Annotated in this window: 24 protein-coding genes; 9 read left to right on the forward strand and 15 right to left on the reverse strand. The window is 61.6% G+C overall.

The window, feature by feature from the left end:
- Positions 1-35: 35 nt before the first annotated feature.
- The 3 genes from WDN02_RS08215 to WDN02_RS08225 form a co-directional block, all read right to left on the reverse strand.
- Entirely contained in the window at positions 36-914 is an 879-nt protein-coding gene (locus WDN02_RS08215; RefSeq protein ID WP_337293026.1) for a glyoxalase, read from the reverse strand.
- Between the two features lie 368 nt (positions 915-1,282).
- On the reverse strand, positions 1,283-2,809 hold the full coding sequence (locus WDN02_RS08220; protein WP_337293027.1) for an FAD-dependent oxidoreductase: 1,527 nt from the start codon (positions 2,807-2,809) through the stop codon (positions 1,283-1,285).
- Between the two features lie 19 nt (positions 2,810-2,828).
- Positions 2,829-3,707 carry an NAD(P)-dependent oxidoreductase gene (locus WDN02_RS08225; protein WP_337293028.1) on the reverse strand — a complete coding sequence of 293 codons (879 nt, stop codon included), beginning with the start codon at positions 3,705-3,707 and terminating at the stop codon, positions 2,829-2,831.
- 182 nt (positions 3,708-3,889) lie between these two features.
- Here WDN02_RS08225 and WDN02_RS08230 point away from each other — a divergent pair, with 182 nt between their 5' ends.
- From WDN02_RS08230 to WDN02_RS08240, 3 genes are all read left to right on the forward strand, one after another.
- Positions 3,890-5,389 (forward strand): pyridoxal-dependent decarboxylase, encoded by a 1,500-nt coding sequence (locus WDN02_RS08230; RefSeq protein WP_337293029.1) that lies wholly within the window; start codon positions 3,890-3,892, stop codon positions 5,387-5,389.
- A gap of 12 nt (positions 5,390-5,401) precedes the next feature.
- Positions 5,402-6,169, forward strand: coding sequence for a lysophospholipid acyltransferase family protein (locus tag WDN02_RS08235; protein WP_337293030.1), 768 nt, complete (start codon positions 5,402-5,404; stop codon positions 6,167-6,169).
- Positions 6,170-6,262: 93 nt separating this feature from the next.
- A complete protein-coding gene (locus WDN02_RS08240) occupies positions 6,263-6,805 on the forward strand; it encodes a hypothetical protein (protein WP_337293031.1) in 543 nt (180 codons plus the stop codon).
- 82 nt (positions 6,806-6,887) lie between these two features.
- Here WDN02_RS08240 and WDN02_RS08245 read toward each other — a convergent pair whose 3' ends face one another.
- Positions 6,888-7,448: a gamma-glutamylcyclotransferase gene (locus WDN02_RS08245; protein ID WP_337293032.1), complete on the reverse strand. Its 561-nt coding sequence runs from the start codon at positions 7,446-7,448 to the stop codon at positions 6,888-6,890.
- Between the two features lie 121 nt (positions 7,449-7,569).
- Here WDN02_RS08245 and WDN02_RS08250 point away from each other — a divergent pair, with 121 nt between their 5' ends.
- The gene (locus WDN02_RS08250) at positions 7,570-8,628 is read left to right on the forward strand and encodes a DUF2125 domain-containing protein (protein WP_337293033.1); all 1,059 of its coding nucleotides are present in this window, start codon (positions 7,570-7,572) and stop codon (positions 8,626-8,628) included.
- 16 nt (positions 8,629-8,644) lie between these two features.
- On the opposite strand, the gene WDN02_RS08255 is transcribed toward WDN02_RS08250, so the two are convergent.
- The 5 genes from WDN02_RS08255 to WDN02_RS08275 form a co-directional block, all read right to left on the reverse strand.
- Positions 8,645-9,139, reverse strand: a complete 495-nt coding sequence (locus WDN02_RS08255; protein WP_337294889.1) for an IS5 family transposase — start codon at positions 9,137-9,139, stop codon at positions 8,645-8,647.
- On the reverse strand, positions 9,031-9,399 hold the full coding sequence (locus WDN02_RS08260; protein ID WP_337292878.1) for a transposase: 369 nt from the start codon (positions 9,397-9,399) through the stop codon (positions 9,031-9,033). Before WDN02_RS08260 ends, WDN02_RS08255 begins: the two co-directional genes overlap by 109 nt.
- A gap of 83 nt (positions 9,400-9,482) precedes the next feature.
- Complete coding sequence (locus WDN02_RS08265; protein WP_337293034.1) at positions 9,483-10,433, reverse strand: prephenate/arogenate dehydrogenase family protein; 951 nt, start codon at positions 10,431-10,433, stop codon at positions 9,483-9,485.
- The gene (gene hisC / locus WDN02_RS08270; RefSeq protein ID WP_337293035.1) at positions 10,426-11,541 is read right to left on the reverse strand and encodes a histidinol-phosphate transaminase; all 1,116 of its coding nucleotides are present in this window, start codon (positions 11,539-11,541) and stop codon (positions 10,426-10,428) included. Before hisC ends, WDN02_RS08265 begins: the two co-directional genes overlap by 8 nt.
- A 78-nt stretch (positions 11,542-11,619) precedes the next feature.
- Positions 11,620-12,459 (reverse strand): chorismate mutase, encoded by an 840-nt coding sequence (locus WDN02_RS08275; RefSeq protein ID WP_337293036.1) that lies wholly within the window; start codon positions 12,457-12,459, stop codon positions 11,620-11,622.
- Positions 12,460-12,685: 226 nt separating this feature from the next.
- Between WDN02_RS08275 and WDN02_RS08280 the strand changes: the two genes are divergently transcribed.
- Positions 12,686-13,873: a homoserine O-acetyltransferase gene (locus tag WDN02_RS08280; protein WP_337294896.1), complete on the forward strand. Its 1,188-nt coding sequence runs from the start codon at positions 12,686-12,688 to the stop codon at positions 13,871-13,873.
- A gap of 2 nt (positions 13,874-13,875) precedes the next feature.
- Complete coding sequence (gene metW, locus WDN02_RS08285; RefSeq protein WP_337293037.1) at positions 13,876-14,520, forward strand: methionine biosynthesis protein MetW; 645 nt, start codon at positions 13,876-13,878, stop codon at positions 14,518-14,520.
- Positions 14,521-14,618: 98 nt separating this feature from the next.
- On the opposite strand, the gene ppa is transcribed toward metW, so the two are convergent.
- From ppa to phnN, 5 genes are all read right to left on the reverse strand, one after another.
- Complete coding sequence (gene ppa, locus WDN02_RS08290; RefSeq protein WP_337293038.1) at positions 14,619-15,155, reverse strand: inorganic diphosphatase; 537 nt, start codon at positions 15,153-15,155, stop codon at positions 14,619-14,621.
- Positions 15,156-15,223: 68 nt separating this feature from the next.
- A complete protein-coding gene (locus WDN02_RS08295) occupies positions 15,224-15,730 on the reverse strand; it encodes a GNAT family N-acetyltransferase (RefSeq protein ID WP_337293039.1) in 507 nt (168 codons plus the stop codon).
- 288 nt (positions 15,731-16,018) lie between these two features.
- Entirely contained in the window at positions 16,019-16,168 is a 150-nt protein-coding gene (locus WDN02_RS08300) for a hypothetical protein (RefSeq protein ID WP_337293040.1), read from the reverse strand.
- Between the two features lie 25 nt (positions 16,169-16,193).
- Positions 16,194-17,666 (reverse strand): putative sulfate exporter family transporter, encoded by a 1,473-nt coding sequence (locus tag WDN02_RS08305; protein WP_337293041.1) that lies wholly within the window; start codon positions 17,664-17,666, stop codon positions 16,194-16,196.
- A 99-nt stretch (positions 17,667-17,765) separates the two neighbouring features.
- On the reverse strand, positions 17,766-18,347 hold the full coding sequence (gene phnN / locus WDN02_RS08310) for a phosphonate metabolism protein/1,5-bisphosphokinase (PRPP-forming) PhnN (protein ID WP_337293042.1): 582 nt from the start codon (positions 18,345-18,347) through the stop codon (positions 17,766-17,768).
- 187 nt (positions 18,348-18,534) lie between these two features.
- Here phnN and WDN02_RS08315 point away from each other — a divergent pair, with 187 nt between their 5' ends.
- Complete coding sequence (locus WDN02_RS08315) at positions 18,535-18,999, forward strand: chemotaxis protein CheW (RefSeq protein WP_337293043.1); 465 nt, start codon at positions 18,535-18,537, stop codon at positions 18,997-18,999.
- Between the two features lie 170 nt (positions 19,000-19,169).
- A complete protein-coding gene (locus WDN02_RS08320; RefSeq protein ID WP_337293044.1) occupies positions 19,170-20,987 on the forward strand; it encodes a chloride channel protein in 1,818 nt (605 codons plus the stop codon).
- A 132-nt stretch (positions 20,988-21,119) separates the two neighbouring features.
- On the opposite strand, the gene WDN02_RS08325 is transcribed toward WDN02_RS08320, so the two are convergent.
- The gene (locus WDN02_RS08325) at positions 21,120-22,055 is read right to left on the reverse strand and encodes an AEC family transporter (RefSeq protein ID WP_337293045.1); all 936 of its coding nucleotides are present in this window, start codon (positions 22,053-22,055) and stop codon (positions 21,120-21,122) included.
- 194 nt (positions 22,056-22,249) lie between these two features.
- Between WDN02_RS08325 and acpA the strand changes: the two genes are divergently transcribed.
- Positions 22,250-23,779 carry an acid phosphatase gene (acpA, locus tag WDN02_RS08330; protein ID WP_337293046.1) on the forward strand — a complete coding sequence of 510 codons (1,530 nt, stop codon included), beginning with the start codon at positions 22,250-22,252 and terminating at the stop codon, positions 23,777-23,779.
- The last annotated feature ends 8 nt before the right edge of the window (positions 23,780-23,787 follow it).

Genomic DNA, 23,787 nt, shown 5'->3' on the forward strand with positions numbered 1-23,787 from the left:
TTTGGCCAATTCAAAGCGGTACGCTGCGGCAACGTTTATGGTGCAGCGGTATGAACCTCGGCTGTATAGCCGCCGGGGAACTCAAAGAAAGACGTGAGCCGGCCCGCGGCATTGATCGGCTCGACTCTGACGTAAACGCCGGCGGCTTCCGCCTTCAAAATCGTCGCGTCGAGGTCTTTGACCTCATAGCCTGTTGTCTCGCGTCCCCACGGATAGGGCATTTGGCCGTCTGTGGCGAAAACGAGCGTCTTGCCGAAACCGGAGTCGATCAGCACGCGGCGAAAAATATTGAACGGCTCGCCGATCTCGATGCCGGGCGCCTTACGATCATCCTTGATCACCTTGCCTTGCGAAAACGCAAGATAGGCGCGGATGAAGGCGTCCGCCTGTTCCGGCGCGACATAGACGCGGTTCTCGGGGATCGCGGCGAGCGCCGGAGAATGCGGCGCCTTCTTATGCCAATAGATCTGCATGTTGACGCCGCCCGGCCATTGGATGACCGCATCGCGGCCAATTGGATCTTCAAACGGCGCTGTGAGGAAGCCTGCGCCATTGGCATGGGCGGCTTTCACCGCGGCATCGAAATCGGAGACGAGAAAGCCATTGCGCTCGGCCCCGAAGGGCCAGGGATAGGGCGTTGTGAAACCGAAGACGGATAGGGCGCCGACGGGTGAGGCAACCGCTCGCCATTCCGTCGTGCTCGGCGTCGGCGTGACGTTGACGAGCTGTTTCTTGGTGGCGGTGCCACCGAATGTTGTAACGAAGCTTTCGACGAAACGGTCGATGTCGCGTGGGGCCACATAGACATGCGTCGTAACATATTGCGGCCCGACGGCGAGGTTGGGCATAGCCACCGCCGCACGCGCAAGGCTGCCGAGGGCGAGCAGCGCGGTGGAGATCAGAATCAAAGCCATTCTCATCTTTTGCATCGTCCTTCTTCGCGGCAAGTCTTTCTTTGCGCCAAGCCGCGCGGGCTTTGGCTAGCGAAGATTCGACAGCTTGTAACCACAAAAAATCTTGCCGGTTTCATAAGGCTTGGGCATGATCGTCATGCGTCTGTCTGTTGATCATGCTTGGGCCCTTGCACTGATGTCGCGAAGGTCGCCGTTGATCACAGCCGCGCAAAGGCGGCGCCCGCAGGGCGCCCCGCAATAGGAGTTAAGGACTATGGCGAAGGGTCAGATCCGCGGCAATAAAGAAGCCAAGAAACCGAAGAAGGAAAAGCCGAAGACGATAGCTGCCGCACCATCGGTCAAGGACGTCGTCGGTAAGAAAAAGTAGTTCAGGACTCGGCGATCAGGGCCTCCAGGCCAGCTTCCGCGATCAGCGACTGCCGATCGCGGCCAATGGTCACTACGGCAAGCTTGCGGCCATCGCGAAGGTAGGTCACTTCGCAGTCCTTGGTCGCCAGATCGCCGTCGATCATCGCCTTGTCCCATTTCTCGGCGTGGCCGACGTAGCGGATCGAGACGTCGTAGTGCTGGCTCCAGAAGAAGGGCACGTCGTCGTAGCGCTGCCGTTTGCCAAGCATGTTGAGCGCCGCGACCTGGCCCTGCCGCTCGGCGACGACCCAATGTTCGACGCGGATGTTCTGGCCGGTCAGCGGATCAGGCCAGCGCGCCAGGTCGCCGGCGGCGAAAATGCCGGGCACGCTCGTTTCGAGATATTGATCGACGCAGATGCCGTGGTCGATCTTTAGGCCCGTCTGATCGGCGAGTTCGGTCGCGGGCCGAACGCCGACACCGGCGACGATAATGTCCGCCGGAAGGGTCACACCATTGGCGAGCGTGACACCGCGTTCGTCGATCGCCGTCGCCGTGGTGCCGAGATGGAATTGCACCCCCTGTGCCTCGTGCAGACCGCGAACGAAGTCGCCGACCTCCGGCCCGAGGACTTTTTCAAGCGGATGCTGGTCCGGCCCGACAACATGGACCTCAAGCTTGCGTTTGCGCAGTGAGGCCGCGACTTCGAGGCCGATGAAACTCGCGCCAATGACGACGGCGCGCTTGGCCTTTTCGGCCGCGGCAATGATGGCGCGGCTGTCGTCGAAGCTGCGCAGATAATAGATTTGGTCGGCCCCCGGAATATCGAGATGCACCGGCGTCGCGCCGGTCGCGAGCAGCAGGCTGTCGTAACTATGCGCCGTGCCATCCGCGAGCCGCACCTCTTTGGCGTCCGCATCGAGACCGGTCACCCGTGCCTTGAGAACGAGGTCGATGCCGTGCGTCTTGTAAAACTTCTCCGACCGCAACGGAATCCAGGAGTCTTGCGCTTCGCCGGCGAGGTAATCCTTCGAAAGATTGGGCCTGTCGACCGGTACCGAATCGTCCGCGCTGAGCATGGTGATCGTGCCGGCGAAGACCTCCCGCCGCAACATTTCCGCGGCGGCATTGGCGGCCGCGCCACCGCCTACGATCACGACTTTCTGCGGCAGTTCGGCGCCTGACAGACCGGGTTTGGGCGCGGGCTTGATCTTGTCGTTCACATAGACGCTGCCGTCGCGTTCCTCCACCCGCCAGGCGGCTACAGGGTCGAGCGCCGGCGCCCGCAGGGCTTCACCCGTGCGCAGACTGAAACAGGCGTGATGCAAGGGGCAACGCACTGTGTCCCCAACGATCAGTCCTTCGGCGAGCGGGCCTTGGTAATGCGTGCAGCTCGCGCCGATGGCGAAAAGCTCGTCGCCACTCCGGGCAATGAGAACGGCCTCGTCGCCGACATGGCCGAGCAGCATGTCGCTTTCGCCGATCTGCGAAAGCGGCACGCCGCGTGTGAGATCGGGACCTTTGGTCTCGCCGCCAGATTCGCTCATCCCGATCCTCCGGTTTGCGTCAGTCGTTGGCGAGGTTGGCGCGGCGGAAGGCGACGCGCGACACTGCCGACCAATCCTTGTCGCCCTCGCCATGTGCGATAGCATCGACAAAATTATCCCGCACGACGCTGGCGAAAGGCAACGGTGCACCGGCTTTCTCGCTCGCCGCCAGCATCAGCCGCACATCCTTCAATCCCAACGCCAGTTTGAACCCCGCCTCGAATTTCCGCTCCAGAATCGCCGCGCTGTAGGTCTTGTAAGCCGGGGCGGCGAACAAGGTTCCGGTGAGAATTTCGGCGATCTTTTCCGGTGCGACGTTCTGGCGTTCGCAGAACGCAAAGGCCTCGGCCATGGTTTCGATTGCTGAAACAAGGGTGAAATTGGCGGCGAGCTTGGCGACATTGGCGAGATGCGGCTCGGTGCCGACGACCCAGGTTGCCTTGCCGATTGCGTCGAGCAGGGGTTTGACGCGGGCGATGTTGTCCGGCTTGCCCGCGGCCAGCACGTTGAGTTCGCCTTTCGCTGCCACATCGGGGCGGCCGAGCACCGGCGCTCCGACATAGGCGACGCCGGCTTCGGCATGGAGCTTTTCAAGCGTCTTGGCGAAGTCCACGGAGATCGTGGCGGTGACGAGATGGATGAGGCCGGGGCGCGCGCCCTTCAGGAGGCCGGGCGCGATGATCAACTCCTCGATCACCTCGTCCGAGGCGAGCATGGTCAGCACAGCGTCGGCCTGAAACGCGTCGGCCGGATTGGCAACGACCTCCGCGCCTTCGGCACGCAGCTTCTCGGCTGCCGCCGGCGACCGGTTCCACACCAGAACCCGATGCCCGGCGGCGATGAGCCGCGACGCCATGGCCGAGCCCATTCCGCCCAGTCCGATAAACCCCACATCCATGGCGATCTCCTATGCTATTCTCTTTGCAATATATGGACTTGCCGTCACGAGACTTGCCGTCACATTGTGCCGGTCGCGCCCGGTGCTTATTTGCGCTCACGGCGCCAATTAGGCTAGGGCGTTAGCGCGCCACGCCGGCGCTTCAGAAGCTTTGCGGCAGCGCCGCCGCAAGAGGGAATGATTTGACCCGTTCCGCTGTTTTCGATCACCCCAACGACGCTTTTGCGACAGAGCGCGACACGAGCCTCGATCCGCAGGATTGGGAGGTCTTTCGCGCCGATGCGCATCGCGGCCTCGACATGATGATCGATTATCTCCGCGACGTACGCGATCGCAAAGTCTGGCAGCCGGCACCGGCGGAGGTGCGGGCGGAATTCAAGGCGCCCATGCCGCAGCAGGGCAAGCCGCTTGGTGAATTGCTGAAGACGTTCGAGACATCGATGCTGCCCTATGCCACGGGCAATACGCACCCGCTCTTCATGGGCTGGGTGCATGGTGGCGGGACGCCGGTCGGCATGGTTGCCGAAATGCTCGCCGCTGGCCTCAATTCCAATTGCGGTGGCCGCGACCATATCGCGATCGATGTCGAGCGCGAGATCACGCTCTGGCTGGCAGAGGCGTTCGACTTTCCGCGCGAGTCCTCCGGCGTTTTTGTCACTGGTTCGTCGATGGCGAACATGATCGCGACGCTTGTCGCGCGCACCGACATCCTCGGCGAGCAGGTCCGCACTGACGGGTTGCGCGCGACCGGCCAGCTTGTCGGCTATGCTTCGACCGAAGCGCATGCCTGTATTGAACGCGCCTTTGAAATGTCCGGTGTCGGCTCGGCCTTCCTGCGGCGCATTCCTGTCAACCGGAAACACGAAATGGATGGCGCGGCGTTGCGCGCGGCGATTGCGGAAGACCGCGCCGCAGGCTTGTTGCCTTTTGTTGTCGTCGGCTCCGCCGGCACGGTGAATACTGGCGCTATCGACGATCTGGCCAGGCTCGCCGATATTTGCGTCGAGGAAGACATCTGGTTTCATGTCGATGGCGCGTTTGGCGCGCTGGGCGTGTTATCGCCTGAACTGAAGCCGCTCTTGAACGGGCTTGAACGTGCCGATTCCGTTGCGCTCGATTTCCACAAATGGCTGCAGGTGCCCTACGACGCCGGCTTCTTCATCTGCCGTCATCCCGATCTGCATCGCCGGACTTTCATGAGCACCGCAGCCTATCTGTCGCGCGCCCCACGTGGGCTCGCTGCCGCCGACATCTGGCCGTGCGATCTCGGGCCCGATCTGTCGCGTGGATTCCGGGCGCTGAAGACATGGTTCACATTCCAGTCCTTCGGCGCCGAGCAGCTTGGCGCAACTCTGGCGCAGACCTGCCGCGTTGCGCGCCATCTCGAAGCGCTGATCCGCCGCTCGACTGTCTTTGAGCTTAGCGCCGATGTGACGCTCAACATCGTCTGCTTCAGCGTGAAGGGTGACACGACCGGCCGCGTCAACCGCGAGATCGTCATGGACCTGCATGAATCCGGCGTTGCCGCACCCTCGACCACAAAAATCGGTGGCCGGCCGGTGATCCGCGCCGCGATCGTCAATCACCGGACTCAAATGCGCGATATGGAGACGTTCGTCGCGGCGGCTGAAGCCTGCGCGGCGCGTGTTATGGCCGAGCGCGCAGCGCCGGTTGCGCCTTAAAGCGAGCGGCTAATGCGATTGTTGCGATCGGCTCTCTTCAACGTCTGCTTTTATGTAGTTATCGTCATTCTGATGCTCGCGGCGCTGCCGGCCTTGGCACGTGGCGGCGATGCCATTGAAAGCCATGCGCGCCGCTGGGCGCGATGGACGATCGCGTTGCTCGATCATATTTGCGGCGTCAAGGTCGAATTTCGCGGGTTGGAGAATTTGCCGGCGGGACCGGCGGTCGTCGCGGCCAAACATCAATCGACGCTCGACGTGCTGGTGCTGCTCCTCGCCGTGAGGCGCTTCACCTTCATCTATAAACGCGAACTCGATTTTCTCCCGCTCTTCGGCGCTTATCTGCGCGGCTGTCGACAGATTTCGATCGACCGCAGTAAGCGCGCTGGCGTCCTGTCGCAGATCGTTACTGCTGCGAAAGCCAAATTCGCCGAAAACCGGCGTCTCATCATCTTTCCGGAAGGGACACGCCGTCCTGTCGGGGCGCCCCCGGTTTATAAGGGCGGCGTCGCGCGGATCGTCGAAGCGACGGGCGTGATCTGCGTCCCAGCGGCGCTCAATTCCGGGCTTTTCTGGCCGCGTCATCGTTTCATTCGCCCGCCAGGCAAGATGGTGGTGGAATTTTTGCCACCAATTTCTTCTGGGCTCGACAAAGACAATTTCATGCGGGTTTTGCAGGCGCAGATCGAGACCGCGACTGACCGATTGGTCGCGGAAGCTGTCGATACAGATGCGAGCCTCGCGCCTGCCGCAACGGAAGCGGGACTTTCCCGGAGCTGACTTAGGCTCGGCCGTCAGACTTGACCCTCCTGTTCTTTTGTTCCAACTTTGTTCTCATAGCGAATCACTCTGTAGCGTACAGGGGTTTTGATTATGACGATGACGCAACGGCCGCAGACCGGCTTGACGTTGAAGAGTTTGAGCGGCCGTGGCGATTCTGCCCGCGCTATGTCGTTGCTCTTTTTGCTGCGGCGCTGGCGCGAGAAGAACGCCACCATGGTTGCGCGCCCGCGCGCGCCGGCCGACGACGCGAGCAACACTTCGCTCGCAAGCCTCGCCGGCGGTGACTTAGCGGAACGGTTTCACTCTTGGCGCGGCCGTTCCGGACGGCGCTACATCTGTTCGGTGTTCCGGGTCGAGCATCATACTGAAGATGCCGGCCTGCCGGATTTTGCTGCCGCAATCGTGATCGCGGTGAAGACGGATATTGCCGGTAACCGTCAGGTTGTCGGGTTCTGCCAATGCGAACATGGCTTTGGTCCAGTCGCGCGCGCCGCCTTTGTGACGGCTGCAATCGCCGCTGGCGCGCAGCAATGGCATGTGCACCTTCTCACGGCCGATCCGCAAAAACGCCGCGCCGCGATCGAGGACATAGAGGCGCTGTGCCGCCCAACGCGCGAGCTCTTGCCGGCTTAGAGCGTCGTGCGCAAAAGTGTGCGCGGTTTTGCGCGTTTAACGACGCTCTACATCTTTGAATATCGAGCATCTTATTGTGCCTTCAGGTAAATCCACCTGAAGGCAGGATGCTCGAGCGCGCCGCTTCATCCGCAAATTGGGCCGCAAGCCAATCGAGGATCGGATCGGCGATGCCGAGTTCGACGAGGTGCGCCTGCGTCGCTCTGACGTAATCCGGATTGGCGCCGGAGACGCCCTGACCCTGCGCTACAAACCGCGCCACATCCTCGCGCGCAAGTTCGCCGGCATATTGAACGTGGCTCCGGTCAACGATGTAGGACAAAGCCGTCACGCTGCGGCCATCAGTGAGCTGTGCGTTGAGATAGGCTTCCTTATAGACGGACGTGACCTGTTCGCGGGCGCGCAGATAGTCGATCGTCTCATGGCGATGCTCGGCCGTCACCCGAAAGACGATGCCGCGACATGAACCGCCGCGATCAAGGCCCAGCACAAGCCCTGGCCGCTCCGGCGTGCCGCGATGGACATGCGAATAGACGCAAAGCGCGCGATGATAGCCGCGTACCCGCGCGACCTCTCGCTCTGTGAAGGCAAAGCCCGGCCGCCACATCAGTGAGCCGTAGCCGAATACCCAGAGATCTTCCATCGGCGAAACTTAAGCCATATGCGCGGCGCTGTAACGCCAGCGTGCGCGCTCCCAACAAAATTCCTCCGGATTTCTGTTTTGGGTTACACAACACGTCCCGGAACATGCGCGGAGAAGATTTTTGGAAAAAGGACCGAGCGTGGCCTTGAGGCCGAAGCGGCCAAGCTTGCTGCTTTGGCTGCTGGGATTGGCCGTCATCGCCGTGCTGATTTGGTCGGGCGTCTGGCTGGTCGCCGCGCAGCAGACCGGGACGGCGCTCCAGGCTTGGGTCGCGCGGGAAAAGGCGTTCGGTCGCGTCTGGTCATGTCCCAATCCCAAGATCGGCGGCTATCCCGCCGCGATTTCCATCAATTGTGCGTCGCCGCGCTTCGACGGTCTGATCTTCGGCCATACCTACGGCGGAACATTGCGAGGACTGCACGTGACGGCGAGTGTTTCGCATCCGCGCGATATCGACATCGCGGCCGATTCGCCCTTCGTCGCGACCTCCAAAGATCAGAAGGTCAATTTCCAGCTGACGTGGAGCGATCTCAACGTTCGCCTCAGCGGGTTGCCGCAAGATCTTTGGCAGGCGGTCGTCAGCGGCGAGGATATAGCGGTGCATGGCAGCGCCGGCGCTGTCGGGTTTGCGGGCGCAGTGCATGAAACTGCCGTGACGGCGGCGCAGCGCATTGCGCAGGATGGACCTGCGATCGATTTCGATTTGACCCTTGGCGCCGCGACGCTGCCGCTGATCGAACAACTCCTCGGCCCCGGCGTGCCTACCGACATTGGCGCGCAGGGGACAGTCACGAAAACAAGTTTCGAGACACGTTTGACGCCGGCGCAAAACCTCGATCTCTGGCGGACCGCCGGTGGTCATGTTGATCTTACGTCTTTCACGCTTACGCGCGGCGATACCAAATTTGCGGCGAAAGGCACGTTCGCGCTGAGTCCCGCGCGTCGGGTCAGCGGCCATTTCGAGACGACAAGCAGCGGCCTCGAGCCGGTGTTGCAACATTATGGCATCGATCCGGGCTTGCTCAGCTTCGGCGCGCTGCTTGGCAATTTGCTCAGCGGCCATTCGAACGATGCACAGGCTCAAGGACCAACGAAGCTGCATCTGCCCATTGAACTCGACGACGGACGTCTCGCCGTCGGCCCCGTGCGCACGAACTTTACAATGGAGCCGGTCTACTAGGGTCAGGACTCATTGATTAGAGCCAGAAGATGACGGCGGCTGCGATACAGATGGCAGACATGAATGTATGGGCGCATCGGTCGTATCGGGTGTGGATGCGTCGCCAGTCCTTGAGCCTGCCGAACATGTTCTCGATCTTGTGCCGTTGACGATAGAGCTCGCGGTCATGTTCGATCGGCTTTTTTCGGTTTGACTTCGATGGGATGCAGGCCACGATGCCGCGTTCGCCAAGAGCCCGGCGAAACCAGTCGGCATCATAGCCCTTGTCAGCGAGCAACTGCTTCGCGGACGGTAGAGCATCGATCATCAGGGCCGCGCCCCTATAATCGCTCATCTGGCCTTCGCTGAGCAGCATGATGACGGGGCGCCCCTGACCATCGCATACGGCGTGCAGCTTGGAGTTCAGGCCGCCCTTCGTGCGGCCGATACGTCGGGGAACAGACCCTTTTTTAAAAGGCTGGCGGCGGTGCGATGCGCTTTCAGATGCGTCGCATCGATCATCAGACGAGATGGCTTGCCGGCCTTGCGTGCCAGTTCGGCGAAGATCTTGTTGAACACGCCGAGGCGGCTCCAACGCACAAACCGATTGTAGATCGTCTTGTGCGGACCATAGCCGGGCGGCGCATCGCGCCAGCGCAGACCGTTTCTGATGACGAAGACGATGCCACTGATCACCCGCCGATCGTCAACCCTCGCAATCCCGTGCGACAATGGAAAATACGGTTCGATCCGGCGCATCTGCGCCTCCGACAGCAACAACAAATCAGCCATGGCGATGCCTCCCGACATCCCCATTGAATCAATCCGCTAACCCTCACGCAACAATTTAATGGGTCCTGAGCCTAAATCCCCGCTTAGCCCTCGTCGTCGCGGTGACGGCCGAAATCCGGCGCCGCGATCTCCTGGCCTTCCTGGATGATGCCGCGTCGGATCGCGCGCGTGCGCGTGAAGAGATTGAACAAGCCATCGCCATCGCCGTTGCGGATCATCCGTTGCAGCGCCGTCAAATCCTCGGTGAAACGGCCGAGCGTTTCGAGGACGGCCTCCTTGTTGTTGAGGAAGACGTCGCGCCACATCGTCGGGTCGGACGCGGCGATACGGGTGAAATCGCGAAAGCCGCCGGCGGAAAATTTGATGACTTCGGATTGCGTCACGGCTTCAAGGTCGGCGGCCGTGCCAACGATGTTGTAGGCGATCAGATGCGGCAGATGGCTGGTGATCGAGAGCACCAGATCATGATGCTGCGGCGTCATCACTTCAACATTGGCGCCGGCCGCGGTCCAGAAATCGGCGAGGCGCTTCACCGCCTTTGCATCGGCGTCTTCAGGCGGCGTCAGGATGCACCAGCGATTGACGAAGAGCGTCGCAAACCCCGCGGCGGGGCCTGATTCCTCGGTGCCGGCGACAGGATGCGCGGGGATCAGCGCCACATGCTTCGGCAAATGTTTCGCCATCGCCGCGAGCACCGCGCTTTTGACCGAGCCGACATCGGACACGATCGCGCCAACGCTGAGATGCGGCGCGATGTCCTGCGCTACAGAATCCATTGCGCCGACCGGAACGCAGAGAATGACGAGATCGGCGCCGGTGACAGCTTCCCCAGCGGTGGCTGCAACCTCATCGGCGAGACCCAGTTCGGCAGCTTTGGCGCGCACCTCGGTCGATGCGTCGCTGATGACGACGGTACGGGCGAGGTGCTTGCGTTTGGCGACGCGCGCCAGCGACGAGCCGATGAGGCCAATCCCGATCAGCGCCAGGCGGTCAAAGAGCGGCGCCGCAAGCGGAGCGCCCAATCCGTCAACCACGCGGCGAGTCCTTTACGAAATCGCTGAGCGCCGCAACGACGAGCCGGTTCGGTTCTTCCGCGCCGACGGTCAGGCGCAGGCATTGCGGCAGGAAGTATGTCTCGACCGCGCGCAGGATCAGGCCGCGCGATGAAAGAAATGCATCCGCCGCACGCGCTTCCGCCGCGTCCTTGAAATGCAGCAGCAGGAAATTGGCGACGCTCGGCGTCACCGGAATGCCGAGCTTAACGATCTCGTCGGTGAGCCAAGCAAGCCAGTGCGCATTATGCGCGATGGATCTATCGACGTGCTCCTGATCCTCGACCGCAGCGAGGCCGGCAAGCATGGCAGGCGTATTGATGTTGAATGGCCCGCGCAGCCGGTTGATCGCATCGGTGATCGTTGGCGGCGCATAACACCAGCCGAGGCGCAGCGCCGCGAGGCCGTAGATTTTCGAGAAAGTCCGCGTCATCACGACATTTTTCCGCGTGCGGACAAGTTCGATCCCCGCTTCGTAATCGTTGCGCGTGACGAATTCGGCATAAGCGGCATCGAGGATCAAAAGCACATGCGGCGGCAGAGTATCCGCGAGGCGCTCGATCTCCTGCGCCGGCAGATAGGTGCCGGTCGGATTGTTTGGATTGGCGAGAAAGACGATCTTCGTCCGCGGCGTCACCTTCGCAAGGATTGCATCGACGTCGGCGGTGAGATCGGCCTCGTCGGCAACGACCGGCGTGCCGCCCGCCGCGAGGATGGCGATGCGATAGATCGAGAATCCGTGCTTTGTGAAGATGCCCTCGTCGCCGGGGTTGAGGAATGCATAGGCGAGCAGGAAGATCAGCTCGTCCGAGCCGGCGCCGCAGGTGACCTGCGCGGCGCCAACGCTATGACGCTTGGCGATCGCTTCGCGCAGCGCGCGAACTGAGCCATCGGGATAGATGGAAAGAGAGTCGGCAGCCGATAGATAAGCTTCGACCGCGCGCGGGCTCGGCCCCAGTGCCGATTCGTTGGACGAGAGCTTGTAGATTTTGCCTTTCGTCGCGGCACCGGCCTTGCCGGGGACGTAAGGCTCGATCGCCAATACGCTCGCGCGGGGCTGCGGCGAGGCGGCGATGTCGGAAGACGTCATTTTTGCGGGCTCCAAATAGATCGCGCTCCAGGCGTGCGAACAATAAGTGTGCGGACGATACGAAAGATCGAATCCGCGTTAGGTCTTTCTGACGAAATCGAACCGCGCGGCATGGCTGCCGATTTCAGCCAGATGCGCGGTCTCCGCGCCGCTGCTGGCCAGGGTTTCGCGCAGTGCGGCAGTTGCGAGCGTACCGGGCACGGCGAGAAGCAGGGCGAGGTCCTGCGGCGCTTTGGCGACGAGTTCTATATTGTGTCCGCGCAACGCCGCATCGTCGATCTCGCGCCATCGCTCGACCGTTGTGGCGTAAAGGACGACATCGCGTGCGGCGCCATCCTCGACCGGCTTGGCGAGGACGAAGAGCGGCGTGCCGGCCGGATGGTCGCGGCGTTCGACGAAGGGGAGGCGCGCGATGATTTTCGGCGCGATGGGCGACACCAATTGCTGCCACCAGGCGCCGGCGCCGGGAGCTGTCTCGACAGGCACGAGGCCGAGATCGCCGGGCGCTGCTGCGACGGCGCCAATCACCTCGGATATGCCGGGATGCGGAATATAGGGGACGGTGAAGCCGAAGTGGAAACGGCAACCGTCGCGCATCTGCGCGTCGCCACCGGAAATATCGGCATGGACGCTGTAGCCGGCCTGCACATAGGTGAAGGTCGAGATGATGATCCGCCAAATGCTCTCGACGGTATCGAGCGGCAGGATGCCTTTATGGCGCTCGACTAGCTGGCGCATCATCTCGGCTTCCCGGCCCGGCCGGAAGGCGCTGCCGGGGCCCGAGCGGGCCTTGACGGCGATCAGCCGGTCGATGATCTCGCCGCGCTGCATCAGCATTTCGTGTAGGCATGCGTCGATACGGTCGATCTCGTCACGCAGATCGGCCAAAGTTTCTGGAGCAGGGCGTCGTTCAAGCATTATGGGCATCGCATCTTTGCGGACCTCTCTTAAAGAGAATTTGCCCCCGGCGAAACGCTTTTCCCGTTTGGACCGGACTACCGCGCGAACTGGCGCTCGGGTGCGGTCATACCTAAATCTGCGCATCGGGCGGCGTATGATCCCGCCTTGACAGGCATCATAACCCGCTCCTATAAACCGGACGTAGCGTTCGTCAAAGAGAACGTTGGTATCGTAACGAAGGTTGATCGTGACGATTGTTCCTAACCAGAAAGCTCTGAGCCAGCTCGAGGCGGATGCCCCGCATAGCCTCGTCGCGCGTTTTGGCGCCGACCAGCCGCTGAAAATGGACGCCGGGGTCGATCTCGGGCCGCTGCAAATCGCCTATCAGACCTACGGAACGCTCAACGCGGCGAAATCCAACGCTGTTCTGATCTGTCATGCGTTGACCGGCGATCAGCATGTCGCGAGCACACATCCGATCACCGGCAAGCCGGGCTGGTGGGAGGTCATGGTCGGTCCGGGCAAGCCGATCGATACCGACCGCTATTTCGTCATCGCCTCGAATGTCGTCGGCGGCTGTATGGGTACGACGGGGCCGGCGTCGATCAATCCGGCGACTGGACGTGTCTGGGGCCTCGACCTGCCGTTGGTCACGATCCACGACATGGTGCGCGCGCAGGCGATGTTGATCGATTACCTCGGGATCGAAACATTGTTCGCGGTCATCGGCGGCTCTATGGGTGGCATGCAGGTGCTGCAATGGGCCGCGAGCTATCCGTCGCGCGTTTTCGCCGCCATGCCGATTGCGACCGCCGCGAAACATTCTTCGCAGAACATCGCCTTCCACGAAGTCGGCCGTCAGGCGGTAATGGCCGATCCAGAATGGAAGCAGGGGCGCTATCTCGATGCCGGCGCGAGCCCGACGAAGGGTCTCGCCGTCGCGCGCATGGCGGCGCATATCACCTATCTTTCCGAGGAGGCATTGCAGCGCAAGTTCGGTCGCAAGTATCAGGATCGTGCTGCGCCGACTTTCTCGTTCGACGCCGATTTCCAGATCGAGAATTATCTGCGCTATCAGGGTACGAGTTTCGTCGATCGGTTCGATGCAAATTCGTATCTCTACGTTACCCGCGCGTGCGATTATTTCGATCTCGCCGAAGATTACGGCGGCACGCTTGCCGCGGCGTTCAAAGGTTCAAAGACGCGTTTCTGCGTCGTCTCGTTCGATTCCGACTGGCTGTACCCGACGTCGGCCTCGCGCGCGGTCGTCCATGCGCTGAACGCCGCCGCGGCGTCCGTCTCCTTCGTCGAGATCGACAGTGATCGCGGCCATGATGCGTTTCTTTTGAATGTGCCGGACTTCATCGCCACGACGCGCGGCTTTCTTGAAGCCGCGGCGCGCGCGCGCGGCATTGCGTCTCCCGGGGCCTGACAATGGCGAACGGGACGCGCACCGCCGTCATGCTGTCGCAGACGGCGCGTATCGATCTTCTCGTTGTCGCCGACATGGTCGCGCCGAAGAGCCGCGTGCTCGATGTCGGCTGCGGTGACGGCACGTTGTTGCGACTTCTCGCTGAAGAGCGCGGCGTCGATGCGCGCGGCATCGAGCTTTCGCAAAGCGGCGTGAACGATTGCGTCGCCAAAGGCCTGTCCGTGATCCAGGGCGACGCCGACACCGACCTTGCTGATTATCCGGACGACGCGTTCGATTACGTTGTGCTGTCGCAAACTTTGCAGGCGACGCGCCACCCCCGTCGCGTGCTCGAAAACATGCTGCGCATCGGCCGCCACGCCATCGTGTCGTTTCCGAATTTCGGCCATTGGCGCATCCGCACGCAGATCGCGCTCAAGGGCCGGATGCCGGTGACAAAAAGTCTTTCGGCCGCTTGGTACGAAACGCCGAACATCCACTTTTGTACGATCCGCGACTTCATCGGCTTGGTCGACGAGATCGGCGCGAAGACCGAGCGTTCGATCGCGCTCGATCAGCAAGGCCGGCCGCTGCGCGTCGGCGCGCCGTGGTGGGTCTTGAACCTGATTGGCGATCAGGCGGTCTTCGAACTGTCGCGGAAGAAGTAGCACCTCGTCATTGCGAGGAGACGTAGGCGACGAAGCAATCCAGTTTCAGTCTATGGATTGCTTCGCTTCGCTCGCAATGACGGCTCGTAAGGACGGTCTTAGCCCTTTGCTTTCTTCGCGCGCTCCAGCCCGTCAACAATGAGCTTCCGCCCTTCGGCGGCATCACCCCAACGCAGGATCTTCACCCATTTGCCGGGTTCGAGATCCTTGTAATGGGTGAAGAAATGCTCGACCTGTTCGATCGTGATCTGCGGCAGATCGGTGTAATTCTGAATTTTATCGTAGCGCGTCGTGAGCTTCGACGAAGGAACGGCAAGGATCTTTTCATCGCCGCCTTGTTCGTCCTGCATCAGCAGCACGCCGACGATGCGGCAATTCATCACCGCGCCCGGCGCGATCGCGCGCGTATTGACGACAATGACGTCACAAGGGTCGCCATCGTCCGACAGGGTGTGTGGGACGAAGCCGTAGTTCCCAGGGTAACGCATAGCCGTATAGAGAAAGCGATCGACGAACAGTGCGCCGGACGCCTTATCCATTTCGTATTTGATGGGTTCGCCGCCGATCGGCACTTCGATGACGACATTGATGTCGTCAGGCGGGTTCTTGCCGGCGGGAACGGCATCGAGATTCATAGCTGATCCTATAATTGGGAATTGCGCGTCTGCGCGTAAGGGGCGCCGCTCAATACCCGATCATGCCGCTATTGGAAAGCGAAGGCGACGCGCTCGCGCTGCTCGCTGCCGAACCGTTCGAAGGCGCGGCGCACCAAAGTGCCGCCGAGATGGCCGTAGAAACTGAGCGCCGGCTCGTTATCGGCGAGGGCCCACACGAGGAATGACGAGTAACCATGTTCGGCAAGGTCCCTGCGCGCAGCGTTGAACAGCCGCTTGCCAAAGCCCAGGCCCTGAAATTCCGGCGCGATATAGAGCTCGAAAATCTCGCCGCCGAAATTCATCGCTGGAACGCGATTGCGCCCGTAGCTCGCATAGCCTCCGATCGCGTCGTCGAAGTCGAGCACCACGAGGCGGGATCGCCGTTGAATGGCGGAGCGCCACCAGGTCGGCCCACGCCGTGCGATCATCCGTTCGAGTTCACGCCCCGGAATGATGCCGCGGTAGGCATGCCGCCACGCTGCGTCATGCACCTCAGCGATTGCTTCGGCATCAGCTTCGCGAGCGTCTCGGATGGTGATGAGCGTCTCGGCCATAAGCAGATGTTAGGCCCGCTTCGGCTCGGCCTGCAAGAACTTCTTCTTGGCGTTGGGCGCGCGGGGCCCGGACTTACGAACAGGATTCGGAAAGTTGAATTTGCTGGAATTTGCGCGTTGCGTCAGGGCTTTGCGCAGTCGTCTGCAAGTCGCAAGAGCCAGCTCAGGCCCAACAATTTTAAGGGGAGCGTGTCGCGACGATGACAGTACGCCGGGACGCCCATCTAAGGCGTCCCGGCCGCTCATTGGTGCGCCATTTTGGCGCGGGATTTTATAAGAGGGCCAAACTTACAAGAGGCCAAGGAAGTTCACGACGATCAGAATCACCAATAGGGTGACGCCGATGCCGAGGCTTATCCCGATCAACTTCTTTTCGATGGGCAGCAGCGGCTCGGCCTGGGCGCCTTGCACTTCGGTCTTCAGATCAATCTGCGACATTTTAAGCTCCTGACGTGGTTTGGGCTCAGCCGGCGAGCGGCGGCTTGACGCCGTGGAAGAAAATCCACGAGATGAACAGGCCGACCCAGATGACAAAGCCGAACAGGCTGACAAAATAGACTGCCGCGAGCTTGCCGAGTCCGTCGGCCCAGAGGCGGCGGAAGTTCGACAAAACCCCGATCGAGAAAAACGTCAGAACAAAGAAGGTGACGCGGAAGACGCTCGCCTCGTCAGCGACGGATTTGAGCGCCGCCGCATGGCTCTTGCCGAGGGTCAGCGCCACGACGAGGCCGAGCGCGAAGGTCAGGATGAAGCCCAAAATGAATTTTGGGAAACGCTCCCAGATTTCGATGAGCTTGGCCTTGCCGCCCACCACCTCTGGATTGATATAGGTCGTCCAGATATGGGCGAGGACGAAGGCCCATATGCCGATGAAGACATCGATGAAGACCTTGATCGTCGTCGTCGTGCCAAGGATCCAGCCCGGCGCGTAATGGATGCCGGCAGCGGCGTTCTTGGCGCTGATCAGCGATTCGGCGATGCCGCCGGCAGCGACCGCCGCACCGTCCGTCTTCACCGCCAGACCAAGCCAGCTTGCTGCGACGAGCGGCTCATGCGCGAGGAATGTATTAGCGAGGAACGGCAGGATCAGAAGTTCGACCACCGCAAAGACGACGACGAGCGAAGAGACGAGAACCGCCACTTGCGGACGGGCGCGGATGGCGCTGCCGGTGGCGATCGCCGCGGCGACGCCGCAGATCGAAATGCCGGAGGCAAGCGGCACGGCGGCTTCGCGGGAGAAGCCGAAATATTTCCGCGAGATGTAATAAACCACTGGCCAATAGATCAGATAGGCTTCGACGATCGCGGCGAGCGAGCGCAGGAAAACTGTCGAGGCCAGATTGAGCTTGCCCGCAACGGTGATGGCGATGACGCCGCCCAAAATCACGATGGCGATCTTGACGTAAAATTCCGGCCGGATCGCCTCACTGAGCCAATCGGCAAATCGCGGGAAGAAATTGCCGACGATGAGGCCGGCGATCAGGGCGAGGATCAGCCCACCCTCGGGGGTCAGATGCAGAGACCAGGTGACGCCGGTCTTGGCGATGTCCGCGGGCGTCGCCGCCGCGAAATGCGCGTAGCTGCCGATGATCCAGGCGATCGAGGCAAGCCAGAAGACCGCCGAGAAGGTCAGGGTGAAACGGCCGACATTGGCGCGCAGCAGGGCGGCGGCGCCGCTGAGCACCGCGAGAAGCACGACATAGGTCAAAACGAGCGCCGGCAGACCGCCAAGCGCCGCGTAGGATTTGCCGATTGGCGCCAGTGCCGTATCGGGCACAAGCCAAATTTTGGCTGTCGCCGCCCAGCCGAGCAAATCAACACCACTCAATCCCAGCAATGCTAGGACGAAAATCGATGTGCCGAGGATGGCGGAAATCCAATCCTCGCTCAGATTCACCGCCGTTCTTTCAACGTGCGGAATCGCCGTGTCTGTCATGATGAAATCCAGCTCCCCTTATCAATTTATTATAGTACACTATTTTCATAGACTATTTATGTAAATACATTCTTTGTCAGTAGATTAGATTGGTCCTGTCTAAAGAGCGCCCGCGATTGGCTGGGCGGCAGCCAGGTTTTGCAAAATGGCCGCAAGCTGCGCAGCGGCTGTCGCCGCATCCCCGGAATTGTCGACGACGAAATCGGCGGCGAGATTTTCGGAAAATTCGCGATTGCGGATGAGCCGCTCGTCGATGCCGGCTGAAGTCTCGCGTCCGCGCGCATGAAGCCGCGTGGCGAGAATGTCTGCTGACGCCGTCACGAGCACCGTCGCGATGCGCGGAAAATGCAGCTTCGCAGCGGCGATCGCGTCGCGCGAGACATTGCAGGTGACGATATGGCCGGCGGCGAGCGCCGGCAGAACGTCGTGGTCGATCGCGTAGCCAAGACCATGCGCGCGCCAGGCGAGCGCAAAACGCTCCGTGCGAATTCCTTCGAGATAGGCGGTTTCAGTCAGAACGAGATGGTCTTCATGAGGCGAGGCCGTGCGGGTGACGCGGCGGCACGGGAAAATAAAGCCGGGCTGCGCAGCAAGCTTGATTTTGACGAGGCGCAGCAACGTATCCTTGCCGGCGCCGCTTGGGCCGACGAGACAGACGAACATGCCGGCGCTTTGCGGCAAGAGGAAAATGCCTCCTGAAAATCCAAAAGATTTTTGCGTCAAAACGGCGCGATGCGCCAGCGCTGTCTCAAGTCGGCCAGCGTCGCCAGCGCCCTCTCACTACGACTTTATTCACTTTTTTCGAGCATATTGTACCGAGCAATTCACCCCCGCCGCAGGCACGCGGCATTTTCATTCAGGTGATTTCATGGACGAGCCGCATGCAGACAAAACCCAACGGCGCGAACTGATCGCCTTTCGCATCGGCGCGCAGGAATTTTGCGTGAATATCATGTCGGTGCGCGAAATCCGCGGCTTTACGCCTGCGACCGCACTGCCGCGTGCGCCGAGCTTTGTGTGCGGCGTCATCAACCTGCGCGGCGCGGTGCTGCCGATCGTCGATCTCGCGGCCCGGCTCGGCTTCCCGGCCACTGATCCGACGGTGCGCCACGTCATCATGGTCGTTCAAGTCGAGCGTCAGGTCGTCGGCCTGCTTGTCGATGCCGTGCTCGATATTCTGACGGTCGCCGACACCGACATTCAGCCGACCCCTGATGTCGCCTCCGAGATGGCTAAATTATTCACCCGCGGCGTGCTCGCGATCGACGGGCGCATGATCAGCTGGATCGCGCTGGAGCATGTTCTGCCCGCCGTGGCGAGCGAAGCGGCCTAAAGCGAAACATTTTTAAAAGTCGCGCGGCTTCCGGCCAGCGCGCCTTCTCGCCTGTGGAGCGATTGTCTTTGCGGCGCGTCTGCGTCATATGGCCGATCGATTCCAATCATGTTGGCGCGGGATTTAGCGGAACTGCACCGCTTTTCGTATCCGCTCCGGCGAGGACGGCGATGACTCTTGCCGCTTCGGCACCAACCGATAGATCTGGCGAAAAGCCCGACCCAGTTGGCATAATCGCGCGCTGGCGTGGTCTGGTCCGGCGCAGCGAACCGGCGCTGATCATTCTGGCGATCGCCACGGGTCTCGTGGCAGCGGTGCTGGTGGCGCTGACCTCCGACGCTGTCCAGTTGCTCCACCAGATCTGTTTCGGCGTTCCGGCCGATGTGCGCCTCAGCGGCGAGTCGCATTTACATGCGCCCTATCTCGTCATCGTGCCGGCGATCGGCGGCGCGATCCTTGGCCTCACGGGTATCTTCATCAAACGCTGGCGACCGCGCCGGCCGGTCGATCCCATCGAGGCGAACGCGCTGCACGGCGGCCGCATGTCGCTCATCGACAGCAGCCTCATCGCTCTGCAGACGGTGGTGTCTTGCGGCTTCGGCGCCTCGGTTGGGCTTGAGGCCGGCTATACGCAAATCGGTTCGGGTTTCGGGTCGCTGTTCGGCACGACGTTCCGAATGCGCCGCAGCGACATGCGTACGCTCGTGGGCTGCGGCGCGGCAGGCGCCATCGCCGCGGCGTTTCAGGCGCCGTTGACGGGCGCCTTCTACGGTTTCGAACTGATCATCGGCACTTACACGTCGTTCGGTCTTGTGCCGGTCATTGCCGCTTCCATCAGCGCGGTGCTCGCGTCGCGCGCGCTTGGCATCGACGCGAATTTCGTCGGCCATTTCGTGCCAGCGCGACATGTGACGCCGTTCGATCTCGTCGCTTTTTTGAGTCTCGCGGTGGCATGCGCAGCGGTCGGCATCGGTGTCATGCGTGGCGTGACCTTCGTCGAAAGCCTGTTCAAACGCAGCCGTGTCCCCGCGGCCGCTCAACCAATCGCCGGGGGACTTCTCGTCGGCGTTCTGGCCCTGGCGTCGCCGCATGTTTTAGCGTCGGGGCATGGCGCGCTTGCGTCGCTTTTTCAAACCAATGGGCCGGGTCTTGCGCTGCTGATCGCGATCGTGACGCTGAAATCGATTGCCTCTGCCATTTCGATCGGCTCCGGTTTTCGCGGCGGCCTGTTCTTCGCCTCGCTCTATCTCGGCGGCCTGATGGGCAAGATCGCGTGCGCGCTTGTGCTCCTGCTCGTACCCGCCGTGGCGCCCGATGCCTCTACCTATATCATCGTCGGCATGGCGGCGCTGGCCGTCGCCATCATCGGCGCGCCGCTGACTATGAGCTTCCTTGCGCTCGAGACGACGGGGGACTTCTCGCTGGCGCTGGTGGTTCTGACAATTGCCGCGCTTGTCTCTGTCGTCGTGCGCCGGACGTTCGGCTATTCCTTCGCGACATGGCGGCTGCATTTACGCGGCGAATCGATCCGCAGTGCCCAGGATGTCGGCTGGATGCGCGCGCTGACCGTGCGCGAACTGATGCGGACCGATCTGCACGTCACGCCCGCAAGCCAAAATCTGAAGGACTTCAAAAAGCAATTCGCTCTTGGTTCGACGAATTGGGTCGCCGGAATCGATGCGGCCGGCCATTATGCCGGTCTCATCAATGTTGCCGACGCCCATCTCGCAGATGTCGAGGTTGAAGCCGGCCCTCCGCGGCTGCCTCAGCTTCTGCGTGAACCGGAGACGGTTTTGCGGCCGGAATTGAATATCAAGGAAGCGGCCGATCTTTTCGATCGCACGCAAAGCGAAGCGCTCGCCGTCATCGACAGTGACAGCAAACCGATTGGGCTTTTGACCGAGGCCCATGTCTTGCGCCGTTATACGGAAGAATTGGAGCGGGCGCGTCGCGAACTTGTCGGCGAGCAATGGCTCGGCGAAAGCTAGAGCATCGAATCGAAAAATGCCTTGCGATCTCGCTGTTGCGATAGATCGCTAGCGATGCTGGTTTTCGGATGAATTCGATGCGATCGTAAAAACTTAAACAGGCCGGGCGATTCAGGATGAAGATACACCACTCTAGCGCACGGCGGCGAGATAGACCGATAATGTCAGGACCGAGAGCAAGGTCGAGATGAGAATGACGCGCGAGGTCGTCGTCGCCTCGCGCTGGTAGAATTCCGCCAGCATGAATGAACCCGTTCCGGTCGGCAGCGCCGCAATCAATACTGCGGCATGCGTCTCGAAGGCCGCGAGATGAAAGACGAAAGCCGCCAGCATCCAGGTCAGAAAAGGCTGCAACAGAAGTTTGACGGCGGTGAGGGCGGCGGTCACGCCGGAGCGGCTTTCGCTCGCCGCGCGCTTTTCGGCGAGAAACAGACCCAGCCCGACAAGCGCGCAGGGGGCGGCCGATTCGCCCAATAATTTTACGAAAGCCTCGACCGGCTGCGGCAGACCGAAACCGGCAAGCCGGATGATTGCGGCGAGGGCAGGCGAAAAGATCAGCGGATTGCGCGCCAGCGTGCCGGCGACACGGAGCACCAGCTTCAGCCGGTTTAGCTCCTTCTGCAGGCCGATCTCGATCAGCACGATCCCGAGCGCGAAGATGAGACAAACGGTCAGGATCGTCGCAATGAGAACGGGCGCCTGCGACGCCGCGCCAAAGGCAGCAAGCGCGAGCGGAAAGCCCATGTAGCCCGTGTTGGCATAAGCGCCGTTCAAACCATCGACCGCTGCATCGGCGAGCGCGCTTCCCTGGCGGAGCCGGACGGCGATCGTCAGCGCGAAGCAGACCAGGGCCGCCAGCCCAAAGGCTGCGATGAATCCCGGTTGCCAGATTTCGCGCCCGTCCGCACGTGCGATGACGTCGAAGAGCAGCGCGGGGAGCGCGAGATAGACGACATAACGATTGAGTTCGCTCGTCGCCGCCGGTCCGAGGAGTTCGAGGCGTCGCGCCAGCCAGCCGGCAAAGATCACCGCAAAAATGGGCAGGACGACCGAGAGGGTCGAGAGCATGTGGGGCCGCATTGAATATTGAAAACGGCGCCTTCGCATTCTTTGCAGCCGCCTGACCCTCTCCAATCAGACGAAGGCGGAAAGATCAAATGGCGGTGTGGGAAGACGGCGCGGCCAGAGAGTCGGGGGTCGCGTCAAACCTTTGTCATAAAAGGTCTATGTCTAATCCGCTCATCGGTTTCGGGGGATCAGGTATGAGTGGAATGAGAGCCGCCGCGCTGACGTGTGCCGCGCTGGGTTTTGCGACGCAGGCGTTGATCCCCGCGCGGGCCGCCGGTCTCGATCAAATCGAGACCATCGTCGTGCTCTACGCCGAGAATCGCAGCTTCGATGCCCTCTATGGCGAATTTCCCGGTGCCAATGGTCTTACCCATCTCGCCCCCGCGCAATTCCAGCAACACGACCGCGACGGCAAGCTCTTGCCTTCACTCCCCCCAGTCTGGGGTGGTCTCACCGGCAAGCATGTGACGCCGCTGATCCCACAGGATAAGACGGCAGGCCTGCCGAACGCGCCATTCGCCATCGACGATCCAAAGGGTTTCAACCTGCCGCTTGGCGTGAAGACCCGCGATCTCGTGCATCGTTTCTATCAGAATCAGATGCAGATCGACGGCGGCAAGAACGACCTTTTTGCCGCCTATAGCGACGCCGGCGGCCTCGTCATGGGCCATTATGACGGATCGCATCTGCCGCTCTGGCGGATCGCCAAAAAATACGTGCTGGCGGACAATTTTTTCATGGGCGGCTTCGGCGGCTCGTTTCTCAATCATTTCGAACTGATCTGCGCTTGCGCGCCCGTCTATCCGAATGCCAGCCGAAGCCCGGCCAAGACTCAGATTTCTGTCGTCGACGCGGACGGTGTTGCGTTGAAACTGGCATCGGATTCGCCCGCCTCCGCGCTCAACGGATCGCCGAAATTCGTCAATGACGGCGCGCTGACGCCGGATTTTTATGCGATCAACACCATGCAGCCGGCCTATCAGCCGAGCGGCAATCCGGCGCCGGCGGGCACCGATCCGGCTCTCTCCGATCCCGCCTCCCCCACGACGCTGCCGCCCCAAATAGAAACGACGATCGGCGATCTCCTCGATGACAAGGGGATCGACTGGGCCTGGTATGCTGGCGGCTGGGGTGCGGCGCTCGCCGCCAAGGACCCGAAGACCGTGAAGGCGCTGATCTTCCATCATCAGCCGTTCGACTATTTCAAATTCCTCGCGCCGGGCACGAAGGCGCGCACGGCGCATCTGCGCGACGCGGGCCTGAGCGGCGAACTTCTGGTCGCGGATATCGACGCCGGCCATCTGCCGCCGGTGACGTTCTACAAGCCGCCGGGCAATCTCGACGAGCATCCGGGCTATGCTGACGTGCTCTCGGGGGATGCGCATCTCGCCGATCTCGTCGCGCATCTGGAGAAAAGCCCGCAATGGCCGCATATGGTCGTGGTCATCACCTATGATGAGAACGGCGGCTTCTGGGATCATGTCGCACCGCCGAAGGGTGACCGCTTCGGCCCCGGCACGCGGGTGCCCACGCTGATCATTTCGCCTTTCGCCCGGCGCGGCCTCGTCGATCACACGCTTTACGACACGACCTCGATCCTGCGTCTGATTACAAGGCGCTTCGGCCTGCCGGAACTGGCGGGACTGAAGGTCCGCGACGCGGCGATGGCGGGCGAGCCAAAACTCGGCGATCTCACGCCGGCGCTGGATCTGACGGGGAAGTGAGGCGCCGA

Source organism: Methylovirgula sp., from assembly GCF_037200945.1.
Classification (GTDB): domain Bacteria; phylum Pseudomonadota; class Alphaproteobacteria; order Rhizobiales; family Beijerinckiaceae; genus Methylovirgula.